The sequence below is a fragment of the Myxococcus sp. AS-1-15 genome (assembly GCF_020037055.1).
Classification (GTDB): domain Bacteria; phylum Myxococcota; class Myxococcia; order Myxococcales; family Myxococcaceae; genus Myxococcus; species Myxococcus fulvus.
Genome location: NZ_JAIQDF010000005.1, coordinates 1 through 20,675, shown reverse-complemented (window position 1 = coordinate 20,675; position 20,675 = coordinate 1). Strand labels below are relative to the sequence as shown.

Annotated in this window: 16 protein-coding genes; 8 read left to right on the top strand and 8 right to left on the bottom strand. The window is 70.8% G+C overall.

All coding sequences use genetic code 11. The features are described from left to right. Positions 1 to 96: 96 nt before the first annotated feature. The 3 genes from K8625_RS16005 to K8625_RS15995 all read left to right on the top strand — a co-directional run bounded on the left by K8625_RS16005 (position 97) and on the right by K8625_RS15995 (position 3,452). On the top strand, positions 97 to 588 hold the full coding sequence (locus K8625_RS16005; RefSeq protein WP_141332669.1) for an NfeD family protein: 492 nt from the start codon (positions 97 to 99) through the stop codon (positions 586 to 588). Beyond that, complete coding sequence (locus K8625_RS16000) at positions 588 to 1,703, top strand: SPFH domain-containing protein (protein ID WP_141332670.1); 1,116 nt, start codon at positions 588 to 590, stop codon at positions 1,701 to 1,703. The genes K8625_RS16005 and K8625_RS16000 overlap by 1 nt, the downstream gene beginning before the upstream one ends. 246 nt (positions 1,704 to 1,949) lie before the next feature. Beyond that, positions 1,950 to 3,452: an ATP-binding cassette domain-containing protein gene (locus K8625_RS15995; RefSeq protein WP_223783184.1), complete on the top strand. Its 1,503-nt coding sequence runs from the start codon at positions 1,950 to 1,952 to the stop codon at positions 3,450 to 3,452. A gap of 3 nt (positions 3,453 to 3,455) precedes the next feature. On the opposite strand, the gene K8625_RS15990 is transcribed toward K8625_RS15995, so the two are convergent. Together K8625_RS15990 and K8625_RS15985 are read right to left on the bottom strand one after the other, a co-directional pair. Then, positions 3,456 to 4,877 carry a hypothetical protein gene (locus K8625_RS15990; RefSeq protein WP_223783183.1) on the bottom strand — a complete coding sequence of 474 codons (1,422 nt, stop codon included), beginning with the start codon at positions 4,875 to 4,877 and terminating at the stop codon, positions 3,456 to 3,458. Positions 4,878 to 4,962: 85 nt separating this feature from the next. Continuing rightward, a complete protein-coding gene (locus K8625_RS15985; RefSeq protein WP_223748785.1) occupies positions 4,963 to 5,937 on the bottom strand; it encodes an NAD-dependent epimerase/dehydratase family protein in 975 nt (324 codons plus the stop codon). Positions 5,938 to 6,058: 121 nt separating this feature from the next. On the opposite strand from K8625_RS15985, the gene K8625_RS15980 reads away from it, so the two are divergent. Beyond that, positions 6,059 to 6,592 carry an FHA domain-containing protein gene (locus K8625_RS15980; protein WP_046713622.1) on the top strand — a complete coding sequence of 178 codons (534 nt, stop codon included), beginning with the start codon at positions 6,059 to 6,061 and terminating at the stop codon, positions 6,590 to 6,592. A gap of 6 nt (positions 6,593 to 6,598) precedes the next feature. On the opposite strand, the gene K8625_RS15975 is transcribed toward K8625_RS15980, so the two are convergent. The 4 genes from K8625_RS15975 to K8625_RS15960 all read right to left on the bottom strand — a co-directional run bounded on the left by K8625_RS15975 (position 6,599) and on the right by K8625_RS15960 (position 10,911). Then, complete coding sequence (locus tag K8625_RS15975) at positions 6,599 to 7,123, bottom strand: hypothetical protein (protein ID WP_141332672.1); 525 nt, start codon at positions 7,121 to 7,123, stop codon at positions 6,599 to 6,601. 16 nt (positions 7,124 to 7,139) lie between these two features. Beyond that, the gene (locus tag K8625_RS15970; RefSeq protein ID WP_223783182.1) at positions 7,140 to 8,639 is read right to left on the bottom strand and encodes a DNA polymerase Y family protein; all 1,500 of its coding nucleotides are present in this window, start codon (positions 8,637 to 8,639) and stop codon (positions 7,140 to 7,142) included. Positions 8,640 to 8,646: 7 nt separating this feature from the next. Next, positions 8,647 to 9,510, bottom strand: coding sequence for an ImuA family protein (locus K8625_RS15965; RefSeq protein ID WP_223748773.1), 864 nt, complete (start codon positions 9,508 to 9,510; stop codon positions 8,647 to 8,649). A gap of 186 nt (positions 9,511 to 9,696) precedes the next feature. Next, positions 9,697 to 10,911, bottom strand: a complete 1,215-nt coding sequence (locus K8625_RS15960) for a vWA domain-containing protein (RefSeq protein WP_223783181.1) — start codon at positions 10,909 to 10,911, stop codon at positions 9,697 to 9,699. Between the two features lie 262 nt (positions 10,912 to 11,173). Here K8625_RS15960 and lon point away from each other — a divergent pair, with 262 nt between their 5' ends. Beyond that, entirely contained in the window at positions 11,174 to 13,666 is a 2,493-nt protein-coding gene (gene lon / locus K8625_RS15955) for an endopeptidase La (protein WP_141332086.1), read from the top strand. Between the two features lie 91 nt (positions 13,667 to 13,757). Here lon and K8625_RS15950 read toward each other — a convergent pair whose 3' ends face one another. Next, on the bottom strand, positions 13,758 to 17,327 hold the full coding sequence (locus K8625_RS15950) for a DEAD/DEAH box helicase (RefSeq protein WP_223783180.1): 3,570 nt from the start codon (positions 17,325 to 17,327) through the stop codon (positions 13,758 to 13,760). 386 nt (positions 17,328 to 17,713) lie between these two features. Here K8625_RS15950 and K8625_RS15945 point away from each other — a divergent pair, with 386 nt between their 5' ends. The 3 genes from K8625_RS15945 to K8625_RS15935 all read left to right on the top strand — a co-directional run bounded on the left by K8625_RS15945 (position 17,714) and on the right by K8625_RS15935 (position 19,417). Next, the gene (locus tag K8625_RS15945) at positions 17,714 to 18,481 is read left to right on the top strand and encodes an N-acetylmuramoyl-L-alanine amidase (RefSeq protein ID WP_223783179.1); all 768 of its coding nucleotides are present in this window, start codon (positions 17,714 to 17,716) and stop codon (positions 18,479 to 18,481) included. Between the two features lie 82 nt (positions 18,482 to 18,563). Beyond that, positions 18,564 to 18,953, top strand: coding sequence for a helix-turn-helix transcriptional regulator (locus K8625_RS15940; protein WP_223748777.1), 390 nt, complete (start codon positions 18,564 to 18,566; stop codon positions 18,951 to 18,953). Next, positions 18,950 to 19,417: an SRPBCC family protein gene (locus tag K8625_RS15935; protein ID WP_046713612.1), complete on the top strand. Its 468-nt coding sequence runs from the start codon at positions 18,950 to 18,952 to the stop codon at positions 19,415 to 19,417. The genes K8625_RS15940 and K8625_RS15935 overlap by 4 nt, the downstream gene beginning before the upstream one ends. A gap of 48 nt (positions 19,418 to 19,465) precedes the next feature. Here the strand turns inward: K8625_RS15935 and K8625_RS15930 are convergent. Then, positions 19,466 to 20,675 (bottom strand): alpha/beta fold hydrolase (locus tag K8625_RS15930; RefSeq protein ID WP_223783178.1); only part of this gene is annotated, 1,210 nt, incomplete at its 5' end.

Sequence of the window (20,675 nt, the reverse complement as noted above, 5' to 3'; positions counted from 1 at the left end):
ACGCGGCGCCTTTGGCCCTCTCAGTCCTGAAGGACGCTTTCGTCCCGGCCGACCCCCGTTTGACAGGGAGGGGAATCGACTGACAAAGAGACCTTCATGGACCTGTTCCCCTCCGCATGGCAGCTCTGGGTCGCCGCCGCCCTCGTCTTCGGGGTGCTGGAGCTGAAGCTGACCGGCTTCGGGCTCGTGTGGTTCTCGGCCGGGGCGCTCGTCGCCTCGCTCGCCGCGGGCCTGGGGCTGACCTTCATCGTCCAGCTCGCGCTCTTCAGCGCCGTGGCCATCGGGTTGATCACCGCCTCGCGCACCCTGTTCAAGAACGTTTTCATGCGGGATGCCTCGCACTTGAAGACGGGCATCGAGGCCATGGTCGGTCAGGAGGCCGTGGTGACGGAGGCCATCGACGCGCCCCACGGGGGCACGGTGCGCATCAACGGCGAGCTGTGGATGGCCCGCTCGCTGACGGGCGCCATCCTCGCGGGCGAGCTGGTCACCGTGGAGCAGGTCGAAGGACTCAAGCTTTGGGTGCGCCGCCCCTCGGCGACGCTGTCATCGGTTCCCCCCGGGGAACAGAACCAGGAGAAGCGCTGATGGACGCAGGGACGGTCGTACTTCTACTCGCCGTGGTGGGCGCGCTGGGCTTCCTGCTCTACACCTGCGTGCGCATCGTTCCCCAGGCCAAGGTCATGGTGGTGGAGCGTCTGGGCAAGTTCCACGATGTGGCCACCAGCGGGCTGAACATCCTCATCCCGTTCATCGACAGCCCCCGCCCCATCGAGATGCGCACGGGCAACCGCTACATGCGCAGCAACATGGTGGACCTGCGCGAGCAGGTCATGGGCTTCGAGACGGTGCAGGTCATCACCCACGACAACGTCAACATGGAGGTCGGCTCGGTCATCTACTACCAGATCGTCGACCCCGCGAAGGCGCTGTACCAGGTGGAGAACCTGGCGCTGGCGATCGAGCAGCTCACGATGACGAACCTGCGCAACGTCATGGGCGGCCTGACGCTGGACCAGACGCTGACCAGCCGCGAGACGGTGAACACGCGCCTGCGCATGGTGCTGGACGAGGCCACGGAGAAGTGGGGCGTGAAGGTGACGCGCGTGGAGCTGCGTGAGATCGAGCCGCCCCAGGCCATCAAGTCCGCCATGGCCAAGCAGATGACCGCCGAGCGCGAGCGCCGCGCCGAGGTGACCAAGGCCGAGGGCGACAAGGCCGCCGCCATCCTCCAGGCCGAGGGCGAGAAGATCTCCCGAATCCTGCGCGCGGAGGCCGAGCGCGACGCGGAGATTGCCCGCGCCGAGGGCCACAAGCGCGCCACCATGCTGGAGGCCGAGGGCAAGGCGGAGGCCACGCGCCTCACCTTCGAGGCCATCCACAACGGCCGCGCCACCCCCGAGGTGCTCGCGCTGCGCTACATGGAGACCCTCCAGGAGATGAGCAAGGGGGACAACAAGATGTTCATCCCCTACGAGGCCACCGCCACGCTCGGCGCCGTCTCCGCGCTCAAGGAGGTCTTCTTCAAGGACGAGGAGGCCGCCAAGGCGAAGGTCCCCGCGCAGCGGCAGGTGCCCACCGCCGCGGCCCTCAGCGCGCAGGCGATTGCCCGGGGCAACGTGCTCTCCGAGTCCGCCACGCTCGCCGGCGTCCCCGCCGTGCCGCCTCGGCGCCCTCGCCCGCCCACCGAGCAGGACGAGTAGCCGCCGCTGTCTGGAAGGCTTCACGCCCGCCGTCGGAGCTGGACGGCGGGCACGTCGGGGTTGCAATCCACCCCGGCGAGCGTCATAGATTGAAGGCACGCATCCACCGGAGGGCCTGACAACCCCTCCCTACGCGAGGTCGATTCACCCTTGAGGCAGAGCCGCTGAGTCCCAGGTCGTTCGAGTCGTCATCGCGCTGAGCCGCCTCGTGCGTGCTCGCGCCCTGGATTCAGGAGTTCGCCTCATATGTCATCCCTCCGCGCGCATCGCGTGTCGTACGCCTATTCCGACGCTGTCACCGTCCTCTCCGAAGTCGACTTCCACCTGCCCGCGGGCTGGACGGGCCTGGTGGGCGCCAATGGCGCCGGCAAGTCCACGCTCCTCCGCCTGCTGGCCGGAGAGCTGACGCCCACCGAGGGGCACCTCCAGTTCGAGCCGCCCTCCCCCACCCTGCGGCTGTGCCGTCAGGAGGTCGAGGCGCTCACGCCCGACATCACCGAGTTCGCCGAGTCGTGGGACTCGCTCGCGCGGCGGCTGCATGGACAGCTGGGCCTGGACGTCTCCGCGCTGGAGCGCTGGTCCACGCTGTCACCGGGAGAGCGCAAGCGCTGGCAGGTGGGCGCGGCGCTCGCGGCCGAGCCGCACGTGCTGCTGCTCGACGAGCCCACCAACCACCTGGACGCCGAGGCCCGGGCCTGGCTCGTCTCCGCGCTCAAGCGCTTCAAGGGCGTGGGCGTGGTGGTGTCGCATGACCGGCCGCTGCTCGAGTCACTCACCACGAACACCCTGCGCGTGCACGGCGGCGACGCGCGGCTGTGGCCCGGGGCCTACCTGGCGGCGAAGCAGCACTGGGAGGCCGAGCGTGAAGCCGAGCTGGGCGCCTATCAGCAGGCCAGAGCGGAGCAGAAGCGCACGGCCCGGATGCTGGACCAGGCCCGGCGCGAGCAGGCCTCCGCGGACGCGGCGCGCAGCACCCGCAAGCGGCTCAAGGACAAGAACGACAACGACGCGCGCTCCATGGGCGCGTCCGTCGTCGCGGGCTGGGCGGAGAACCACGCGGGCCGCCGCGTGGGCATCCTCCGTCGGGAGCTGGAGCGGGTCAGCGACGCGGTGGGCGAGTTCCACGCGGACAAGACGATGGGCCGCTCCGTCTTCGTCGACTACGTGCGCTCGCCCAACCCGTGGCTCATCACGCTGGACGTGCCGGAGCTGCGCGTGGGGGACGTGCCGCTGCTGGGTCCGGTGAAGCTGTCGGTGGGCCGCGAGGCGCGCGTGCGAATCGAGGGCCCCAATGGCGCGGGCAAGAGCACCCTGGTGCGCGCGCTGCTGGAGAACACCCGCGTGCCGCGCGAGCGCATCCTGTACCTGCCGCAGGACGTGGGCGCCGAGGAGGCCCGGGCCACCCTGGACGCGGTGCGCGCGCTGCCTCCCGAGGAGAAGGGCCGCGTGCTGTCCCTCGTCGCCGCGCTCGGCGTGGACCCGGAGCGACTGCTCGGCTCGGAGCAGCCGTCCCCGGGCGAGGTGCGCAAGCTGCTCATCGCGCGGGGCCTGGGTCAGCACGCCTGGGCGCTGGTGCTCGACGAGCCCACCAACCACCTGGACCTGCCCTCCATCGAGCGACTGGAGGCGGCCCTGCGCGAGTACCCCGGCGCGCTGCTGCTGGTGAGCCACGACTCCACCTTCGCGCGCGCTTGCACCAGTGAGTGCTGGCGCGTGGAGCACGGACAGGTGGAGGTGACGAGCGGGTGAGCCTCAGGGCGGCGAGAGGATGCCGACCCACGTCTCGTTGGACTTCGCGCGGCTCCCGGGCCCCCCCGTGGTCCGGGAGCCGTCGATGCCGAACGCGAACACCACCGAGTCCCCCACGCCTTGTCTGGCGATGAGGACGTGCACGGCCTCTTCTCGCCGAAGCTGGAACAGGCCCTGCTGCTGGCCGCTCGCGTCCACCGTGAGCAGGAAGCCCTTGCTCTTGCGCTGCTCGGGGTCCGTGGAGTCCTGCGCGAAGCCCGTGTCGCCCGCGAAGCAGTAACGCGCCTGACCGCAGGCGACGAAGGACACGGGCATGTCGTCGCGCTCGACGTCGAGGGCGCGCACGAGGTCGTCCTCCGCGGCGCCGTCGAGGCGTCCGGAGGCGAAGTACAGGTCCGGGGAGAGGGTCCTGCCGCCCACCAGCGCCCGCTCGCTGGCGCCGAGCGCGAAGGTGCCGGCCCGCACCACCAGGCCGACGATCTCCTGGGGCTCGGGCGCGGACACGGCGCGCGCGGAGACGAACGCGCCCGTGGGCGAGAAGGAGGACAGGAGGAAGGCGCGTCCCGTCGCGCCCCTGGGCTCGCGCTCGAAGGACTCCTCGTAGGCGCGCCGCTGGAGGTCCATCAGCGGCGTGGCGACGTGGACCTGGTGCTGCTCGTCCACGTCCAGGCCCCAGCCGACCCAGGGGGCGCCCACGGCCTCCATCTGCTCCCAGGTGGAGAAGTCCTTCAGGGCCACCGAGGGCGCCACGGGGCTGAGCCACAGGGTCTCCAGGCGCGCGTCGAGCCGCCCCACGCGGATGCCGTCGAGCGCCAGGAGGAGGACGGCCTCCTCTCCATCCGCCCGCGCCAGCATGATGGCGGCGTTGCGCTCGGAGTCCGGGAGCTGCGCCCGTCCCAGGGCGCCGTTCGGCAGGGCGATGAAGTCCATGCGCGCCTCCGGAGGAATCGCGTGGGTGAAGCGCCGCTGCGCGACGACGGTTCCATCCGGTCGGATGCGGCGCACCTGGATGGCGAGCGGGTCCTCCTCGCGCTCCCAGCCGAAGACGGTGAGCTCTCCGCTGGGATGAACCACATGGTGGTGGACGAAGTCCGGCAGCGACAGCTCGCCCCGCCACCCGCCCTCCGCGTCCACCTGCGACAGGCGCTTGACGGGCGGGAAGAAGAAGGTGTCCTCGCCCCGGTCCTCGTACTCGCCGCGGCGGAGCCAGGTGGTGCCATCCGCCCCCACGGCCAGCTCGCTCACGCCGCTCTGGAAACCGCAGTCGACGCGCCGCGCCCGGAGGTGATCATCGAGGAAGTCCGCGGGGGCGAAGGCCGCCTGGGAGTCACGGACGCAAGGCTCGCGGGAGTCCGAGCAGGCGCCGAGCAGCGGCAGCAGCGCGAAGAAGGTGAGACGCAAGCGCACGCGATGATTGCGGGACATGACGACACTCCTCCTGGAGGACCAGGAGCCTCGAGCGGGAAGCAGGCCACCTGCCGGCCCGGGTGACGAAGGCACGGACGCTAGCTCAGGGGACGGAGTGCTCGCGCGCCCAGGTCACGAGCGCCGCGAGCCCTTCGTCCACGGACACGCGGGGGCGAAAGCCCGTCTCGCGCTCCAGGGCCGCGGGGTCCGCCCAGGTCGAGTCCATCTCCCCGGCCTGCGCGGGCAGGAGCCGCAGCACGGCCCGGGTCTCCAGGAGCCGCTCCAGCACGGCGACGAAGTCCCGCACGGAGACGGGCTCCCCGCGTCCCACGTTGAGCAGTCGATACGGAGGGCTCCCCACGGGAGGACGGTCCAGGACGCGCAGCACCGCCTCCGCCACGTCCTCCACGAAGGTGAAGTCGCGCAGCATGCGTCCCTCGCCGTACAGGTCGATGGGGCGCCCTGCTCTCAAGGCGCGCAGGAAGCGCAGCGGCGCCATGTCCGGGCGTCCCCAGGGTCCGTACACGGTGAAGAAGCGCAGACCCGTGGTGGGCAGGCCGTGGAGGTGGCTGTACGTGTGGGCCAGCAGCTCTCCGGCGCGCTTGGTCGCGGAGTAGACATTGAGGGGATGGTCGGCGGAGGCGCTCTCGTGGAAGGGCGGCGGCGTGTCCGCGCCGTACACGGAGCTGGAGGACGCGTAGACCAGGTGCGAGACGCCCGCGGCGCGGCCCTGCTCCAGGAGCTGGAGCCAGCCCACGATGTTCGCGTCCACGTAGGACGAAGCGGAGGCTCCGGCCTCTCGCACGCCGACCCGCGCGGCCAGATGGACGATTCGCTCGGGGTGCTCCCGTTGGAAGATTCCCGCGAGCGCGGGAGCGTCGGTGATGTCCGCCTCGTGACAGGTGAAGCGCTCCGCGCCGGGAAGCGAGCGGAGTCGGGCCAGTCGGGCGCGCTTGAGGGCGACGTCTCCGGACGGGTCCAGGTTGTCCACGCCGATGACGGTGTCACCTCGGGCGAGCAGCTTCGCGCTGACGTGGTGACCGATGAAGCCCGCTGCGCCCGTGACGAGGACCCGCATGAAGCGTGAGGGTTTCATGCCCTCGGGTCGGAAGCCATGCTGGTGATGTGGCGATGAGGGGGCCTGGCGGGCACTGTCACACGACTTCCCGTGGCCCCCGCTTGGACGTAGGGTGGGAGGCATGGTGTCCGTGAACCAGCTCCGTCCCTTCGCCTCGGCCTCGCTGGAGGCCTTCCGCGCCGCGTCCGGTCCGGTGGCGCTCATCCAGCAGCCCGTGGATCCCGTCTTCCGGAACGTCGCCCAGCAGCTGACGGGCGCTCGCACGGTGGGCATGGCGCACCGCTCGCGCATGACGGAGCGGCTGCTCGCGATGCTCCGCGACTTCGACAACCTGGAGGTGCACTTCCTGAACCCCAAGGTGGATGGGGAGGAGCTCACCGTGGGGCGCTCGGACTGCGACCTGGTGGTGCCGGACCCGTCCGTGTCGCAGCACCACGCGACGCTGCGCTGGAACGCGACCACGGGTGGCTTCCAGGTGCGGGACGCGCAGTCGATGAACGGCACGTGGATCAACGGCGCGCCGCTGGGCTTCCGCGCGCAGGTGACGCTCAACGACGGGGACACGCTGGCGTTCGGCGACGCGCAGTTCCTCTACCTCCGCGCGGAGACGGTGCACGAGCACCTTCGGCTGGCGAGCCCCCAGCCGAAGCCCTGAGGGGGCTCAGGGCACTTCCTTGACGGCGTCGATGACGGCCTTGCGCAGGTAGGAGCTGTAGTCCGTCTGCGACTGGTACATGCTGATGGACGAGACGGTGCGGGAGTCCTTGCGCCACAGCAGGTCGCCGTTCGGCGACACGAGGCCCGCCTCCAGGAAGACCTCGGCGCGGCCCATGGCGCGGATGGAGGACACGTCCACCCAGTTGAGCACGACGATGACGGCGGCCTCGGCCTTGTTCTCGCGGATGAGGGCGACGACCTCGCCGGTGGAGGGGGATGGTGCGTCGGAGATGCGCGAGCCGACCACCTCGAAGCCGCGCTCACGCAGCACCGCTTGCGTCTGGCCGATGAGGACGGATCGTGGATTGCCTTCCCCCAGCATGTCCTCGCGATAGGTCGCCACGGGCAGCGAGTCCACGCGCGTGCCGATCACGACGACCACCTTGCGGATGGCCCCCGGAGGCCGGACCTGCGGCGCGGAACACGCGGTGGCGAGCAGCGACAGCAGGAGGAGTGAGAGGGCGCGCATGGTCACCATGCATAGCTCAGTCGAACAACCCCTGCAGGTAGAAGCGGCCGTCGCGCATGTCCTGGAACACCCAGGCGGGCCCCAGTCCCTCGAAGTGCACCCGGTAGTAATCGCGCTGGAAGGGCGTCTCGGCCCACCACTCGCCGCCCAGGCGCTCGGGGCCCGTCACCGCCGTCACCCGGTGACGCCGTCCGCCGACTCGCGCGGCGAGCAACCGACCGGTATCCCCCAGCTCCGCGTCCAGCCACGCGGGCTCCGCCAACAAACGTGACGGCCGCTCCCGCAGCCCACCGTCCCTCCGCTCCACCGGCGTCAGCGCCTCCCCCCACCCCTTGCGAGCCTCGGGGGGGCGGAACGCCCGTGTCCCCTGCGCGCCCTCCGGCCGATGCACCGGCTCCAACCCCGCCGAGCACAGCGACTCCTCTCCCAACGTCGTCGCCAGCCGCGACAACACCACCTCCAGCGCCGCGTCCCCCTCCGGCGCGTCCCCCAACGAGAGCTGCTGCCCCCGGTCCTCGGAGAACTCGTCCACCCGCGCGGACACCTCCGCCACCGGGTTCTCCAACCGCAGCTCCTCCAGCCGGTGCCGCGCCAGGTCCAACAACAACTTCGCCGCCGCCGTGGGCCTCGCCAGCGACAACGTCACCCGCTGCTGCCCCGTGGGGTCCAGCTTCAACGTGAAGGTGATGCGCACCGCCGCCCGCCCCCGCCCCACCAGCCGCGCCCCCAACCGGTCCAACAACATCTTCAGCGCGAAGCCCAACGGCTCGAACGACTCCGCCGGCCACTCCAACACCCGCCGCTCCTCCAGCACCTCGTCCAGCACCTCCGCCACGAAGGGCGTCTCATCCCTCCCGCCACACCACGCATGCGCCCGCGCCCCCATCACCCCACCCCGCGCCGCCACCGCCCCCGGCGGCAGCTGGGCCACCTCTCCCAACGTGCTCAGCCCCAACGCGGAGAACGGCGCGGACTCCCGCCCCTCCAGCGCCGCCAACGGCAACGGCGCCAGCGCCTGGGCCGACGCCCCCGGCGCCACCACCTCCACCCGCCGCGCTCCGAAGCGCGCCAGCGCTCGCGAGGTGAACGCCTCCGACGCCACCACCACGTGCGCCCGGTACCCCAGCCCCTCGCACAACGCCAACGCCCGAGAGCACAGCCCCGCCTCACCTCCCGACAGGTGCGCGGCCCCCGCGTCGAGCCACAGTCCATCTGGGGCGGAGAGCTGGAAGCCCGGCCCCAGGCTCAGCAGCGCCTCCCCCAGCGCCACCAGTGCCCGCTTCTCCTCCTCCAACCGGTAGGGGAAGTGCCGCAGCCCCGGCTCCAGCGCCGTCGCCGCGGTGAGCGTCACCCCGGGCCGCACGCCCGCCTTCAGCGCGGACGTGGACGCCGCCACCACCCGTCGCTGGCCGCGAGCCTCCTCCACCAGCACGAAGGGCCGGCCCGCCAGCTCCGGACACTCGATGACCTTGCGCTGCACCGGGAAGCGCGTGAAATGCAGATAGGCCCTGCGCATGGCTCCCTCAGTTGTGCGCCGCCGAGGCCACGTCCGACGCCACCCGCAGCGAGGGCATCACCCCATCCCGCCCGGACCGCTGCCCCTGGTGCCCCAGCCCGTTGCGCGCCACCCACGGCGTCTCCCGCAGGAAGTCCGGCGTCGCGTCCGCGTCCACCGGCCCCACGTCCAGCACCCGCCCCCCCTCCTCGAGCCCCAGCTCCGGGTACAGCGCGCTCCACGGCAGCACCGCCCGCGTCCCCGTGCCGCCGCGCCTGCTGCGCACCACCTCCACCGCCCAGCCCTCCGCGCCCTGGGACTCCGTGCGCAGCCGCGTCACCCCATCCGCCGGAGCCTCCGGCGAGGTCAGCAGCAGCAGCAGCCCGCCGCCACGCTCCGCCGCGTCCGCCAGCTTCCGCGCCTCGGCCAGCCCCACCCGCGGCGGCCTCCCCGTCGCGCCCACCCCTCGCGTCAGGTCGAGCACCACGCACGCGAAGGCCCCACTCCGGGCCAGCTGAACCGCCGCCCACACCCGCTGCTCGGGCGCCTTGGGCCGCACGAGCAGCAGCCGCTCCAGGTCCACGCCCTGCGCCGCCGCCGCCGGGGCATACAGCTCGCGCGGTCCATCCACCCACGCGCACAGCCGCGCCTCCCTATGCGCGGACGCCACCGCGCTCAGCGCCAGGCTCGTCCTGCCGGTGGCCGCCTCACCACACAGCTCCACCGCCTGCCCCAGCGGGAAGCCGCCCGAGGGCAGCAGCGCGTCCACCGCCTCCATCCCCGTGCGCAACACCGCCAGGTAGCTGCGCGGCGCCGCCTGCAACTGGCGGATGCGCTCGCGAAGCTGCTCGACCACCGCGCCGCCACTGCGCTGCTCCGCCACCGCGCTCATCTCGCCTCCTCGCCAGGACCCGACACACCGAACGCACGCCTGCACGACGGTTCAGTATGCTCAAGGGTCTGACGTGCGCCCGCACAGGACGCACGGCGACGGGCCCGGCGACACGACGTGATGGCTTGGATCCACCGGGGCGACGCCAGGGTTTTCGAGCCCCTGGGCGTCACCCCTCCGGCGGACCTAACCGGCGCAGATGACCTTCACCTCGACCTTCTGATCATCCGCGCGGCGCAGGCAGCTGCCGCCGAAGTAGATCCGCGCGGGGCGGTCCTCCCCGGACGGCTCGTAGCTCAGGTCGCCCGCGGCCACCGAGCAGCGCTCCACCGTGCCCCCGGCGCGGGTGATCTCCACCTGCGCCAGGCGCGGATCCGGCAGGTTCACCACGTCCAGGCTCTGCGCCACCGCCGCCAGCTCCGCGATGCGCAGCAGCGTGTCGCGGTAGCTCTCCCGACAGATGGAATCCAGGTTGTCGAGCGCCGAGTCGAACTTCTCCGACATCGCCCGGTGACGGAAGCCCGGCCCATAGGACGTGGGGCAGTCCGCGTTGCGCACATACGTGCCCTGCGGCGACTCATCGAGGAAGAACTCCGCCCGCTTGTCGCTCAGCGCCACCGGGCCCACCGTCGCCCACAGCACCTCCCGACGTCCGCCCTTGGAGTCGCGCAGGCTCTTGAAGACCTCCGCGTACTCGTCCACCGACGTCAGCAGCCCCGCGCCCTCGTGGCACTTGTCCACCGACGTGTCGTCCGTGACGATGACCGGCGGCGGCCGCGCGGTGGAGCTGCAGTCCTCCTCGTCCGTCACCACCACGACGAGCAGCCGCGCCCCGTCCCGCAGGAAGCCTCCGTTCCCACCCTCGGCGATGGAGGTGGTGGTCAGGGGCTCGGAGACCGCCAGTCGGGCGGCCTCGAAGGGGGACTCCTGCCCGCTGCCACTCGTCCCCTGCTTCACCAGCAAGCGGAAGCGCTCCAGCAGGTCCGGATCCGAGCTCTCGACGAAGCGGTCCTCCGACGCGCTCCCGTTCGCCATCGGCACCTGCTGCAGGAGGCCGGATTCCCTCGGATACTCCGAGTAGAACTCCCGGCCCTGGGTGAAGACGCGGCGGTACACGGAGGTGGTGATCACCCCCACGCGGAAGTCCTGGGTGACGCCGCCGCCCTCCCGCAGGCCCTGGATGAAGGCGGGCAGCTCGGTGGCGATTCCGGCCTGCTCCTCGGCCATGGAGCCGGAGTTGTCGATGACGAAGAGGATGTCCGTCTTCTGCGGGGCCACCACCGGGGATTCGCTCTGACACTTGCCCGGCAGGGTGGATCCGGCCTCGTCGACGGGCGACGTGCAGGACGCCACCCAGAGGGCCGGCAACAGGAGCAGGGGGGCTCGGGTTCTGGATTTCATGGCGTCCTCCTGAGGGGGAAGGCGGCGCACCCGGGCGGTGCGTCGCAGCGAGGCTGGGGGGGCGAGCATGCCCCACCCCCGGCCTGGACGCGAGACAAGGACGCAGCGTCTGGCATCCGACTTGAGCGTGGAAAATCGCACACGGCGTTTGCCACGGGCGTTTTGGTTGTTACGTTGGTTCATCTGCCGCAGAAAACCGACAGATGTTCACCGGTCCGGTCGCAGGGAGGGCCGGGCTTGAAGAAGGAAGAGGCCGAACTTCATGTCCGATGAGAAGAAGAAGGGCACCGCCGCGAGCGCAATGCCCACCGCGATGGCCCCTCCGGGGCTCATCAACAAGGAAGACATTCCCCAGGTGCTGCCGATCCTGCCCCTGCGGAACAGCGTCTTCTTTCCCGGCGGCGTGCTCCCGCTGGCCGTCGGCCGTCAGAAGACCATTGCCCTGATCAAGGACGCGGTGCGCGACGACCAGGTCATCGGTGTCGTCACGCAGCGCCGCGCCGAGGAAGAGGATCCGGGCGCCGCCGACCTCTACACCATGGGGACGGTGGCCCGTATCGTGAAGCTTCTGAAGATGGGCGAGGACAACTACTCGCTCGTCGTCCAGGGACTCGCCCGCTTCCGTGTCGTGGAGCTGGTGCAGGAGGCCCCGTACCTCAAGGCCCGCGTCGACGCGGTGGAGGACAAGACCTCCGCGGAGAACGTCGAGGTGGAGGCCCTGGGCATCAACCTCAAGAAGCTGGCGCGCGAGGTCATCGAGCTGATGCCCGAGCTGCCGGCCGCCGCCACGGAGCTGGTGGAGAGCATCACCCACCCCGGTCACCTGGCCGACCTCATCGCCGCCAACGTGGACGTGCCGATCGAGGAGAAGCAGGCCGTCCTGGAGACGGTGGACCTCAAGGCGCGGATGAAGCTCGTGCTCGAGCTGCTCAACCGCAAGCGTGAGATCCTCAAGCTCTCCAACAAGATCGACTCCGCCGTGAAGGGCGAGATGTCGAAGACCCAGCGCGAGTACTACCTGCGCCAGCAGCTCAAGGCGATCAAGGAAGAGCTCGGCGAGATGGGCGAGGAGGAGGAGGAGCTCGACGAGCTCCAGGAGCGCCTGAAGAAGGCCGCCCTGCCTCCCGAGGTGGAGAAGGTCGCGAACAAGGAGCTCAACCGCCTGAAGACGATTCCGGCGGCGTCGAGCGAGTACACCGTCGCGCGCACCTACCTGGATTGGATCGCCGACCTGCCGTGGTCGAAGCTGTCCGAGGACAACCTCGACATCGAGAACGCGCGCCAGCAGCTCGACAAGGATCACTTCGGCATCAAGAAGGTGAAGAAGCGCATCCTGGAGTACCTGGCCGTCCGCAAGCTGAAGAACGACATGCGCGGGCCCATCCTGTGCCTCGTCGGTCCTCCGGGCGTCGGCAAGACGTCGCTGGGTCAGAGCGTGGCCAAGGCCACGGGCCGCAAGTTCGTGCGCCTGTCGCTGGGCGGCGTGCGTGACGAGGCGGAGATCCGCGGCCACCGGCGCACCTACGTCGGCGCGCTGCCCGGCCGCTTCATCCAGAGCATGAAGAAGGCCGGCACGAAGAACCCGGTCATGATGCTCGACGAGATCGACAAGCTCGGCGCCGACTTCCGTGGCGACCCGAGCGCGGCGCTCCTCGAGGTGCTGGACCCGGAGCAGAACAACACGTTCAGCGACCACTACCTCGACGTGCCGTTCGACCTGTCGAAGGTGATGTTCGTCGCCACGGCGAACCAGCTGGATCCCATCCCCGGGCCGCTCCGCGACCGCATGGAGATCATCGAGCTGTCGGGCTACACCTTCGAGGAGAAGCAGAGCATCGCGCGCATCCACCTGGTGCCCAAGCAGCTCAAGGAGCACGGGCTCAACCCGGACCACATCGAGATCACCGATGAGGCGCTGCTGACGCTGACCACCTCGTACACCCGCGAGGCGGGCGTGCGTAACCTCGAGCGGCGCATCGCGGACATCTGCCGCGCGGTGGCGGTGGAGGTCGCGGGTGGGAAGCTGGAGAAGCAGACCATCAACGCCGAGCGCGTGAAGGAGATCCTCGGGCCCGAGATGTTCTACTCGGAGGTCGCGGAGCGCACGGAGGTTCCGGGCGTGGCCACGGGTCTGGCCTGGACGGCGGCCGGCGGCGATCTGCTCTTCATCGAGGCGACGAAGATGGCGGGCAAGGGCGGCATGACGCTCACCGGCCAGCTCGGCGACGTGATGAAGGAGAGCGCGACGGCGGCGCTGAGCTACCTGCGCAGCAAGTCCGAGCAGTTGGGCATCAGCTCCAACTTCCTGGAGAAGACGGACATCCACCTGCACTTCCCGGCGGGCTCCATCCCCAAGGATGGTCCTTCCGCGGGCGTCACCATCCTGACGGCGCTCACCAGCCTGCTCACGGGCATCCGGGTGCGGCACGACACGGCGATGACGGGCGAGGCCACGCTGCGTGGCCTGGTGCTGCCGGTTGGCGGCATCAAGGAGAAGGTGCTGGCGGCCCACCGCGCGGGCATCAAGCGGGTCATCCTGCCCGAGCGTTGCCGCAAGGACCTGGTGGACGTGCCGGACCAGGCGAAGAACGAGCTGGAGTTCATCTTCGTCAGCCAGATGGACGAGGTCCTGAAGGCCGCGCTGGAGACGTCGCCGTTCAAGTCGTCGGCGGGGACTCCGGGTGGCGAGCCGGGCAAGGAGGCCTCGCTGCCTCCTGCGTCCACCGAGCCCGGGTCGCCCGAGGTCCGCGCGTAAAGCGCGGGCTTCAGCGACTCGAAGCCTGACGCGGGCAGGTTCCTCACCGAGGGACCTGCCCGTTGTCTTTGCGGGGCTCCCCTGCCCCGCTTCAGTGCCGCGTCCGGGGGACTTCCTCCTCGTCGGGGCCCCCAAGGCGCTGGGACAAGAGGCCAAGCAGCTCCTTCGTGGAGAGCCGCCCGGCGCCGTCCTTGCCCTCGAGCACGTCCGCGACGAGCGCGCGCTTGTGCTCGTGGAGCGACAGCATCTGCTCCTCGATGGTGCCTCGCGCCACCAGCCGGTAGACGGTGACGGGGCGCTCCTGGCCGATGCGATGCGCGCGGTCCGACGCCTGATCCTCCACGGCGGGGTTCCACCACGGGTCCAGGTGGATGACGGTGTTGGCGGCGGTGAGGTTGAGGCCGAAGCCGCCGGCCTTGAGCGAGATGAGGAACAGGGGCGCGCTGCCCTCCTGGAAGGAGCGCACGGCCTGCTCTCGGGCCTTGGGGGTGGAGGAGCCGTCCAGGTAGTCGTAGCGGATGCCCCGCGCGTCCAGCACCTCGCGCACCAGGGCCAGGTGCGAGGTGAACTGGCTGAAGACGAGCGCGCGGTGGCCCTCGGCGCGAAGCTCCTCGACCAGCTCCATGAAGCGCTCCAGCTTGGAGGACTCCACGCGGGACTCGGCGTCGTAGAGGCGCGGGTGCGAGGCCAACAGGCGCAGCCGGGTGAGCGCGGCGAGCACCTCGAAGCGGCGCTCCAGCTCACGTGACTGCCGCTCGCGCATCACCTCCGGCGCGGACTCCAGCGCTGAGAGGGCCGCCAGCCGCGCGTCCTCGTACATGGTCCACTCCTGGGTGGAGAGGACGACGGGCACGCGGATGTCCGTGCGCGGCGGCAGCTGCGCCTCCACCTGGGCCTTGGTGCGGCGCAGGAGGAAGGGTTGCAGCACCCTGGCCAGGGCGGGCGCCGCGGTGGGGTCCACCCTGCGCTCGATGGGAATCGCGAAGCGGGTGCGGAAGGCGTCGTGGCTGCCGAGCAGCCCGGGGAAGACGAGCGAGAAGACGCTCCACAGCTCGCCCAGGTGGTTCTCCAATGGTGTGCCGGAGAGGGCGAACTTGAAGTCCGCCTGCAGCGCCCGCGCGGCGCGGAAGCGGTGGGTGCCCGCGTTCTTCAAGGCCTGGGCCTCGTCGAAGACGAGCGTGGCGAAGCGCAGCTCGGACAGCCGGCCGATGTCGCGCGTCAGGAGGCCATAGCTCAGCACGAGCACATCGCGGGGACCCAGACGTTCGAGCAGCCCGCCCCGGTCCGCGGCCTCGGAGAACAGCCGCATCTTCAGCGACGGCGCGAAGCGCTTCGCCTCGTCCATCCAGTTGAAGGCCACGGAGGTGGGCGCGAGCACCAGCGCGGGCCCCAGCTTCGAGCGCTCCAGCAACACGGCCAGCGCCTGCACCGTCTTGCCCAGCCCCATGTCGTCCGCGAGCACCGCGCCCGCGCCCCACGAGGCCAGCCGGGTGAGCCAGCGGAAGCCCTCGACCTGGTAGTCGCGCAGGTCCGTCTTCAGCGTGGCGGGGACCTTCGGCTTCAGCTCCCGTGCGGCGAAGATGCGCTCGACGAGCCCCCTCCACGTCGCGTCCGCGTCCAGCGTCGCGCCCGCGCTGCCCAGGGCGGACAGCGACTCCGCCGCGGCCGGACCCACCTCCAAGCCGTGGCGCGAAAGGTGGGCGTGGTCCGCCAGTCGCTCCAGGTGCTGGCGCAGCGCCTCCTCGACCTCCACGTAGGTCTGGTCCTTCACCTGGACGAAGCGCTCCTTGCGACGCGCGGCGTCCAACAGCCGCGCCATCTCCACGCGCTCGCCCTGCACCGCCAGCCCTCCGAGCACGCCGAACCAGTCGCGCTTGCGCTCCACCGTGATTCGCAGCGCGCTCGCCCCGCGAGAGCCCACGAGGCGAAGTGGAGAGCCACCCCACTCCAGCTCCGGCGGCGACTCCAGCGACTGACACGCGGACAAGAGCCCGAGCGCGCCCTGGACGTTGGGGAACGAGAAGCTGAACGGCAGCGCCTGCGCCTCCGCGGTGGCCAGGGGCAGGCTCGCCTGGAGCGCGTGGACCACGGCGAGCTCCTTCACGAAGTCGCGCACCGTGTGCACGGGCTCCAGGCCCCGGCGCAGGTACACGTCCCGAGGCCCCTCGCCCGGGATGAAGCTGATGCTGTCCGGGAGCGCCCGCACGCGCAGCTCCACGCGCACCGCGCTGCCGGGCTCCAGCTCGAAGCGCAGCACCGGGAGCTGGAGCGAGGGCAGCTTCTCGCCCATGACACCGCGAGGCATGGCCACGGGCAGCCGCACCGAGAGCTTCGCCAGCTTCTCCAGCAGCACGCCGTGGCTCTCGGGAGGGAAGACATTGCCGTGACGCTGGAGCACGGAGACGAGCGCGCGGACCTCCGGTCCCGCGTCCAGCACGGTGAGCCTGCGCGAGCCCTCGTCCCAGAGGAAGAGGGCCTCCTCCGGCTTCGAGCGGCGCACGCGGTCCACCATGGACGCGGGCAGGCTCGCGCCGTCCACGCCCGCGGAGACGACGACAGCGCCGCCCCGCTCAGAGGCGACGATGCCCACCTTGGCGCGATCCACCTGGACCAGCAGGTCCTGCGTCCCCTCCTGATAGAGCCGGGGATGGTCCACCAGCTCCAGCAGCAGCGCGCGCGAGGCGGGTGCGTCGCCATCCGGCAGCAGCGACGCGAGGCGCGCGTCGAGCGAGGAGAGCTGCGAGCCATGCTCCTGGAGCAGCTTGCGGCGACTCACCTTGGCTCCGGTGGAGCGCTGGCCCTTCTTGTTGCGCCGGTGCACGTACGGGTGGACCTCCACGCCGTAGCCCTCGATGACGTCGACGCGCCAGGAGACCTCCACCGCCGCGCCGCTGCCCGTGCCCTCATCGAGCGCGCGCTCCAGCGCCCTCAACGTGCGGTCCCACCCCGGTCGCACCAGCTCGTCGAGCGTCTCGCCGAAGCGCTCCGTCCACGGCTGGTTCAGCCACAACAGCACCGTGTCGATGGCGGCGACCAGGTGGACACACGGCGGCGCGCCACAGGTGCAGTCGCCCTGCACCACGGAGGGCGTGAAGGTCAGCCGGGCCTCGGGGAGGATGAAGCCCATCTGCGCGCCGTAGGGCAGCTCCGAGCAGCGCGTCTCGCGGAAGCGGAAGCCAGGGAGCTCGGCGTCGTGCTGGAGCGACTCCAGCTGCAGCGCGTGCAAGGGCCGCGTGGCCACGGTGGCGGGCGCGCGGGAGCGCAGGTCCAGCAACAGGCCATGGACACGGTGGGTGCGCGGGTCCTCGGGCGGCGCCAGTCGCGCGGCGAGCGTGGCGCGGGTCTCCTCCGCCTGCTTGCGCTCCTCCTCGACGAAGCGCCACGCGAGCCGGGGCAGGAGGTCCTTCATCTTCGGCGACGGCAGGGACTCCTGCGTCCAGCGCGTACGGCCCTCCTCGCTGAGCATCTCCACCAGCCTGCGGCGGGCCATCGCGGGGCGGGACTGAGGCAGCAGCGCGGGGTCCACGAAGGGCGACAGCACCGTGAGGCTCAGGCGGGACAGGTGCTCGACGCCGTGCTCGCGCAGCCAGGCGCGCAGGGCTCCTTCCGTGGCGAAGAGTGGGACAGCGGAGGAATCGGGCTGCGGGCGCTCCACGGACATGGCTCCCCGCTTCTTCGCGATGCGCGACGGAAACGCAAGCGCGACGACAGGGCGTCCGGGCAGGCGGGCTCCCCGGGCCGGCTTCCGCTTCCCCGTCATTCCGGGCCACACTGCGGAACGACGCCCGCTCGACAGGCGTCGAACCTGACATGCCGACATCCGCCGCTGGAGTGTGGGGACTGGGAGTCTTGCTGCTCACGGGCACCGCCTGCGTGCGCGCCTCGAGCGAGGTGTCTCCTGATGCCTCGACACACCTGTCCCAGGCGGCGCGGCCGGGCTCGCTCCCCGTCGACCCGAGCGCCGTCCGTGGGTCCGTGGAAGGCACACGGGGCTCCCTTCCCCACAGGCCGATGCGCGCGGCGGAGACGGTCGTCGAGCCGCCTGTCGTGGCCAGGTGGCCCGCGCCGGGAGCCACGCTGACGCACGTCCCCGCGAACGTGCCCGAGGGCTTCGCGCGACGTCGGGTGTACCTGGACGCGGGACACGGCGCCGAGGGGAACACGGGCAACCGCTCCGTCACGTGCGAGGACGAGGAGGTCTTCACGTTGCGCGTGGCGCAGGACCTGGCGCGGCGGTTGGTGGCCACGGGGCACTTCGAGGTGCGCATCAGCCGTGAGCCGGGACAGCGGGTGCCGTATACGAGTCGGCTCGCCGATGCGGAGCGCTGGGGCGCGCACGTGTTCGTGAGCCTGCACTCGGACTCGCGAGGCACGTCGCAGCCGTGGGCGCCCGCGGAGGGACATTCGTGCAACCGCCAGGACACGACGCCCGGCTTCAGCGTGCTCTGGTCCGAGGATGCGCCCGCCCCCCTCCAGGGTCGCCGCGCGGAGCTGGCGCGAGCGCTGGCGCGGAACCTGTCGCGCGGCGGGTTCCTCCACTACGACGGCGTGGACTACGTGGGCCTCTACGCCACCGACACCGCGCAGCCCGGCGTCTTCGTGTCCCGCGAGCCGTCACACCGGCAGATCTTCGTCCTGCGCAAGCCGACGATGCCCTCGGTCATCGTGGAGACGCACCACGCGCTCGACTTCGAGGAGGCCGCGCGCTGGCGCGAGGAGCGCACGCTGGAGGTCTTCGCCACCGCGATGACCCAGGGACTCGTGGAGGCCTTCGCGCCGCCTCCGCCCCCGCGCGTTTCGACGCAGCAGCCCTGAACCGCACAGCGAACGCTCGACGCGATTCGCGCTTGCTTTTCATTTAACCAATTGGTTATTTTAACAGAAGGTTAATCAAGCCATGCCGAGCGACCCACTCAGCGCCACCTTTGCCGCACTCGCCGACCCGACCCGGCGCGCGATCCTCGCGCGGCTCTCGAAGGGGGAGACCTCCGTCACGGAGCTCGCCCAACCCTTCGACATGAGCCTCCCCGCCGTGACGAAGCACCTCAAGGTGCTCGAGCGCGCGGGGCTGATCACGCGGAGCCGCGAAGCCCAGTGGCGCCCCTGCAGACTCGCGCCGGAGCCGCTGAAGGACGCGACCGACTGGCTCGAGGACTATCGCGAGTTCTGGGAGGCCAGCCTCGACCGGCTCGAGGACTATCTCGCCGACGTCCAGGGGCAGAAGCGCCCGGCGCGCGGCCGCAAGATTCCAACCCCGAAGAAGAAGGACCGAGGAGCCCCCCCATGAACGCAGCGCTCGACCTCAACGAACTCGCGAAGCGTCAGCTGGAACTGTCGCGGCTCATCAGCGCCCCACGCGCGCTGGTCTTCCAGGCGTTCACCGACGCGGAGATGATCTCCCACTGGTGGGGGCCGAACGGCTTCCGCACGACCACGGTGAGCAAGGACGTGCGGCCGGGGGGCGCGTGGAAGTTCACCATGCACGGACCCGATGGCACCGACTACGCGAACCACATCGTCTACACGAAGGTCGTCCCCAACGAGCGGCTCGAGTGGGATCACGGCACGAAGGAAGGCGAGGTGCTGTTCAAGGCCGTCGTCACCTTCCAGGACGAGGCGGGAAAGACGCGCGTCACGATGCAGCACACGCTGCCCACCGTCGAAGCGCGCGAGCAGGCGGCGAAGTACGCCATCGAAGGTGGCCAGCAGACGCTCGCGCGGCTCGACCAGCACCTCGCGACGCGGCAGTAGGCACTCGTCGCGCGAGTGCCCACGTCGGGGCGAGGCGCCGGGGAGTCCTCAGGCGCCCTCGTTCCGTTCGTCGTCCTGCCGCAGGAAGGGCTCGGAGACGTGCTTCACGATTCGCGCGGCCAGGGCCTGGACGTGCGGAGCGTGCAGCAGGGTGTAGTGGGTGCCCGGGACGTCCTCGACCTCGAGCTGCTCCGGGTCCACGTAGCGAGACCATCCGTGGGTCGGCTCCACGGATCGCTCCCGCTTCGCGTCCTTCGCGCGCAGCAGCAACACGGGGCCTCCGTAGGCGCCTGGACGGAACGTGGACAGGACCCGCAGGTTCGCGCGGGTCACGTCGCGCCAGGCCCGGAGGTCCGAGTCCTGGACCTCGGGGGGAAGCCACCCGGACTCCCGTGCATACGCGATGACCCGAGCGAGCTGCTCATCTTCGGAGAGCCCCGCGAGAGACTCGGGCCGGAGCGTCGACTCGACACCCGCGGTCCGCGCGAGGTCCATCGCCATCCCCGCGAGGAGCAGCGCGTCGTCGGGTCCTTGCGTGAGCAGCTCGTCCGTGGACGCGAAGCTGTCGAGGAGGATGAGCTGTTCGACGCGCTGTCCCTGCCGCTCCAGCTCGCGCGCCATCTCGAAGGCCACGACACCGCCCATGGACCAGCCCCCGAGCACGTACGGGCCTTCGGGTCGTACGGCGCGCAGCGCGGCCACGTAACGCCGCACGAGCGCGTCCATGTGTTCGAGTGGAGCCTCCGTGCCGTCTATCCCCGGCGACTGGAAGGCGTAGACCGGTCGGTCCGTCCCCATCCACCGCGAGAGCAGCCGATAGGGCCCCACCGCTCCGCCGACCGCGTGAACGAAGAACACCGGCGTGCCCGTACCCTCGGCCTGCAACGTCACGCAGTCTCGGGCCGGGCTGTCACCACGGGACACTTCGAGCCACGACGCGAGCTGTTCGACCGAGGGGGCCTCGAAGAGGGCACGCAGTGGGAGGTCGATACCGGTGAGTGCACGCACTCGCGCCACCACCTGCGTCGCCAGCAGCGAGTGCCCTCCCAGCTCGAAGAAGTCGTCCTTCCTCCCGACTCGCTTCGCTCCCAGCACTTCGCTGAACACCTCCGCCAGCTTCGCTTCCAGTCCCTCTCGTGGTGCTTCGTAGGCGTCTTCCGGTGACGTCACCGCCTCCGGCGCCGGCAGCTCCCTGCGGTCCACCTTCCCGTTCGCCGTCAGCGGCAGCGCCTCCAGCACCACCACCACCGTCGGCACC

Excerpts from the sequence above, each read along its gene's own strand:
- K8625_RS16005 (WP_141332669.1), top strand. The coding sequence starts at position 97 with ATGGACCTGTTCCCCTCCGCATGGCAGCTCTGGGTCGCCGCCGCCCTC.
- K8625_RS16000 (WP_141332670.1), top strand. The coding sequence starts at position 588 with ATGGACGCAGGGACGGTCGTACTTCTACTCGCCGTGGTGGGCGCGCTG.
- K8625_RS15995 (WP_223783184.1), top strand. The coding sequence starts at position 1,950 with ATGTCATCCCTCCGCGCGCATCGCGTGTCGTACGCCTATTCCGACGCT.
- K8625_RS15990 (WP_223783183.1), bottom strand. The coding sequence starts at position 4,877 with ATGTCCCGCAATCATCGCGTGCGCTTGCGTCTCACCTTCTTCGCGCTG.
- K8625_RS15985 (WP_223748785.1), bottom strand. The coding sequence starts at position 5,937 with ATGCGGGTCCTCGTCACGGGCGCAGCGGGCTTCATCGGTCACCACGTC.
- K8625_RS15980 (WP_046713622.1), top strand. The coding sequence starts at position 6,059 with ATGGTGTCCGTGAACCAGCTCCGTCCCTTCGCCTCGGCCTCGCTGGAG.
- K8625_RS15975 (WP_141332672.1), bottom strand. The coding sequence starts at position 7,123 with ATGCGCGCCCTCTCACTCCTCCTGCTGTCGCTGCTCGCCACCGCGTGT.
- K8625_RS15970 (WP_223783182.1), bottom strand. The coding sequence starts at position 8,639 with ATGCGCAGGGCCTATCTGCATTTCACGCGCTTCCCGGTGCAGCGCAAG.
- K8625_RS15965 (WP_223748773.1), bottom strand. The coding sequence starts at position 9,510 with ATGAGCGCGGTGGCGGAGCAGCGCAGTGGCGGCGCGGTGGTCGAGCAG.
- K8625_RS15960 (WP_223783181.1), bottom strand. The coding sequence starts at position 10,911 with ATGAAATCCAGAACCCGAGCCCCCCTGCTCCTGTTGCCGGCCCTCTGG.
- lon (WP_141332086.1), top strand. The coding sequence starts at position 11,174 with ATGTCCGATGAGAAGAAGAAGGGCACCGCCGCGAGCGCAATGCCCACC.
- K8625_RS15950 (WP_223783180.1), bottom strand. The coding sequence starts at position 17,327 with ATGTCCGTGGAGCGCCCGCAGCCCGATTCCTCCGCTGTCCCACTCTTC.
- K8625_RS15940 (WP_223748777.1), top strand. The coding sequence starts at position 18,564 with ATGCCGAGCGACCCACTCAGCGCCACCTTTGCCGCACTCGCCGACCCG.
- K8625_RS15935 (WP_046713612.1), top strand. The coding sequence starts at position 18,950 with ATGAACGCAGCGCTCGACCTCAACGAACTCGCGAAGCGTCAGCTGGAA.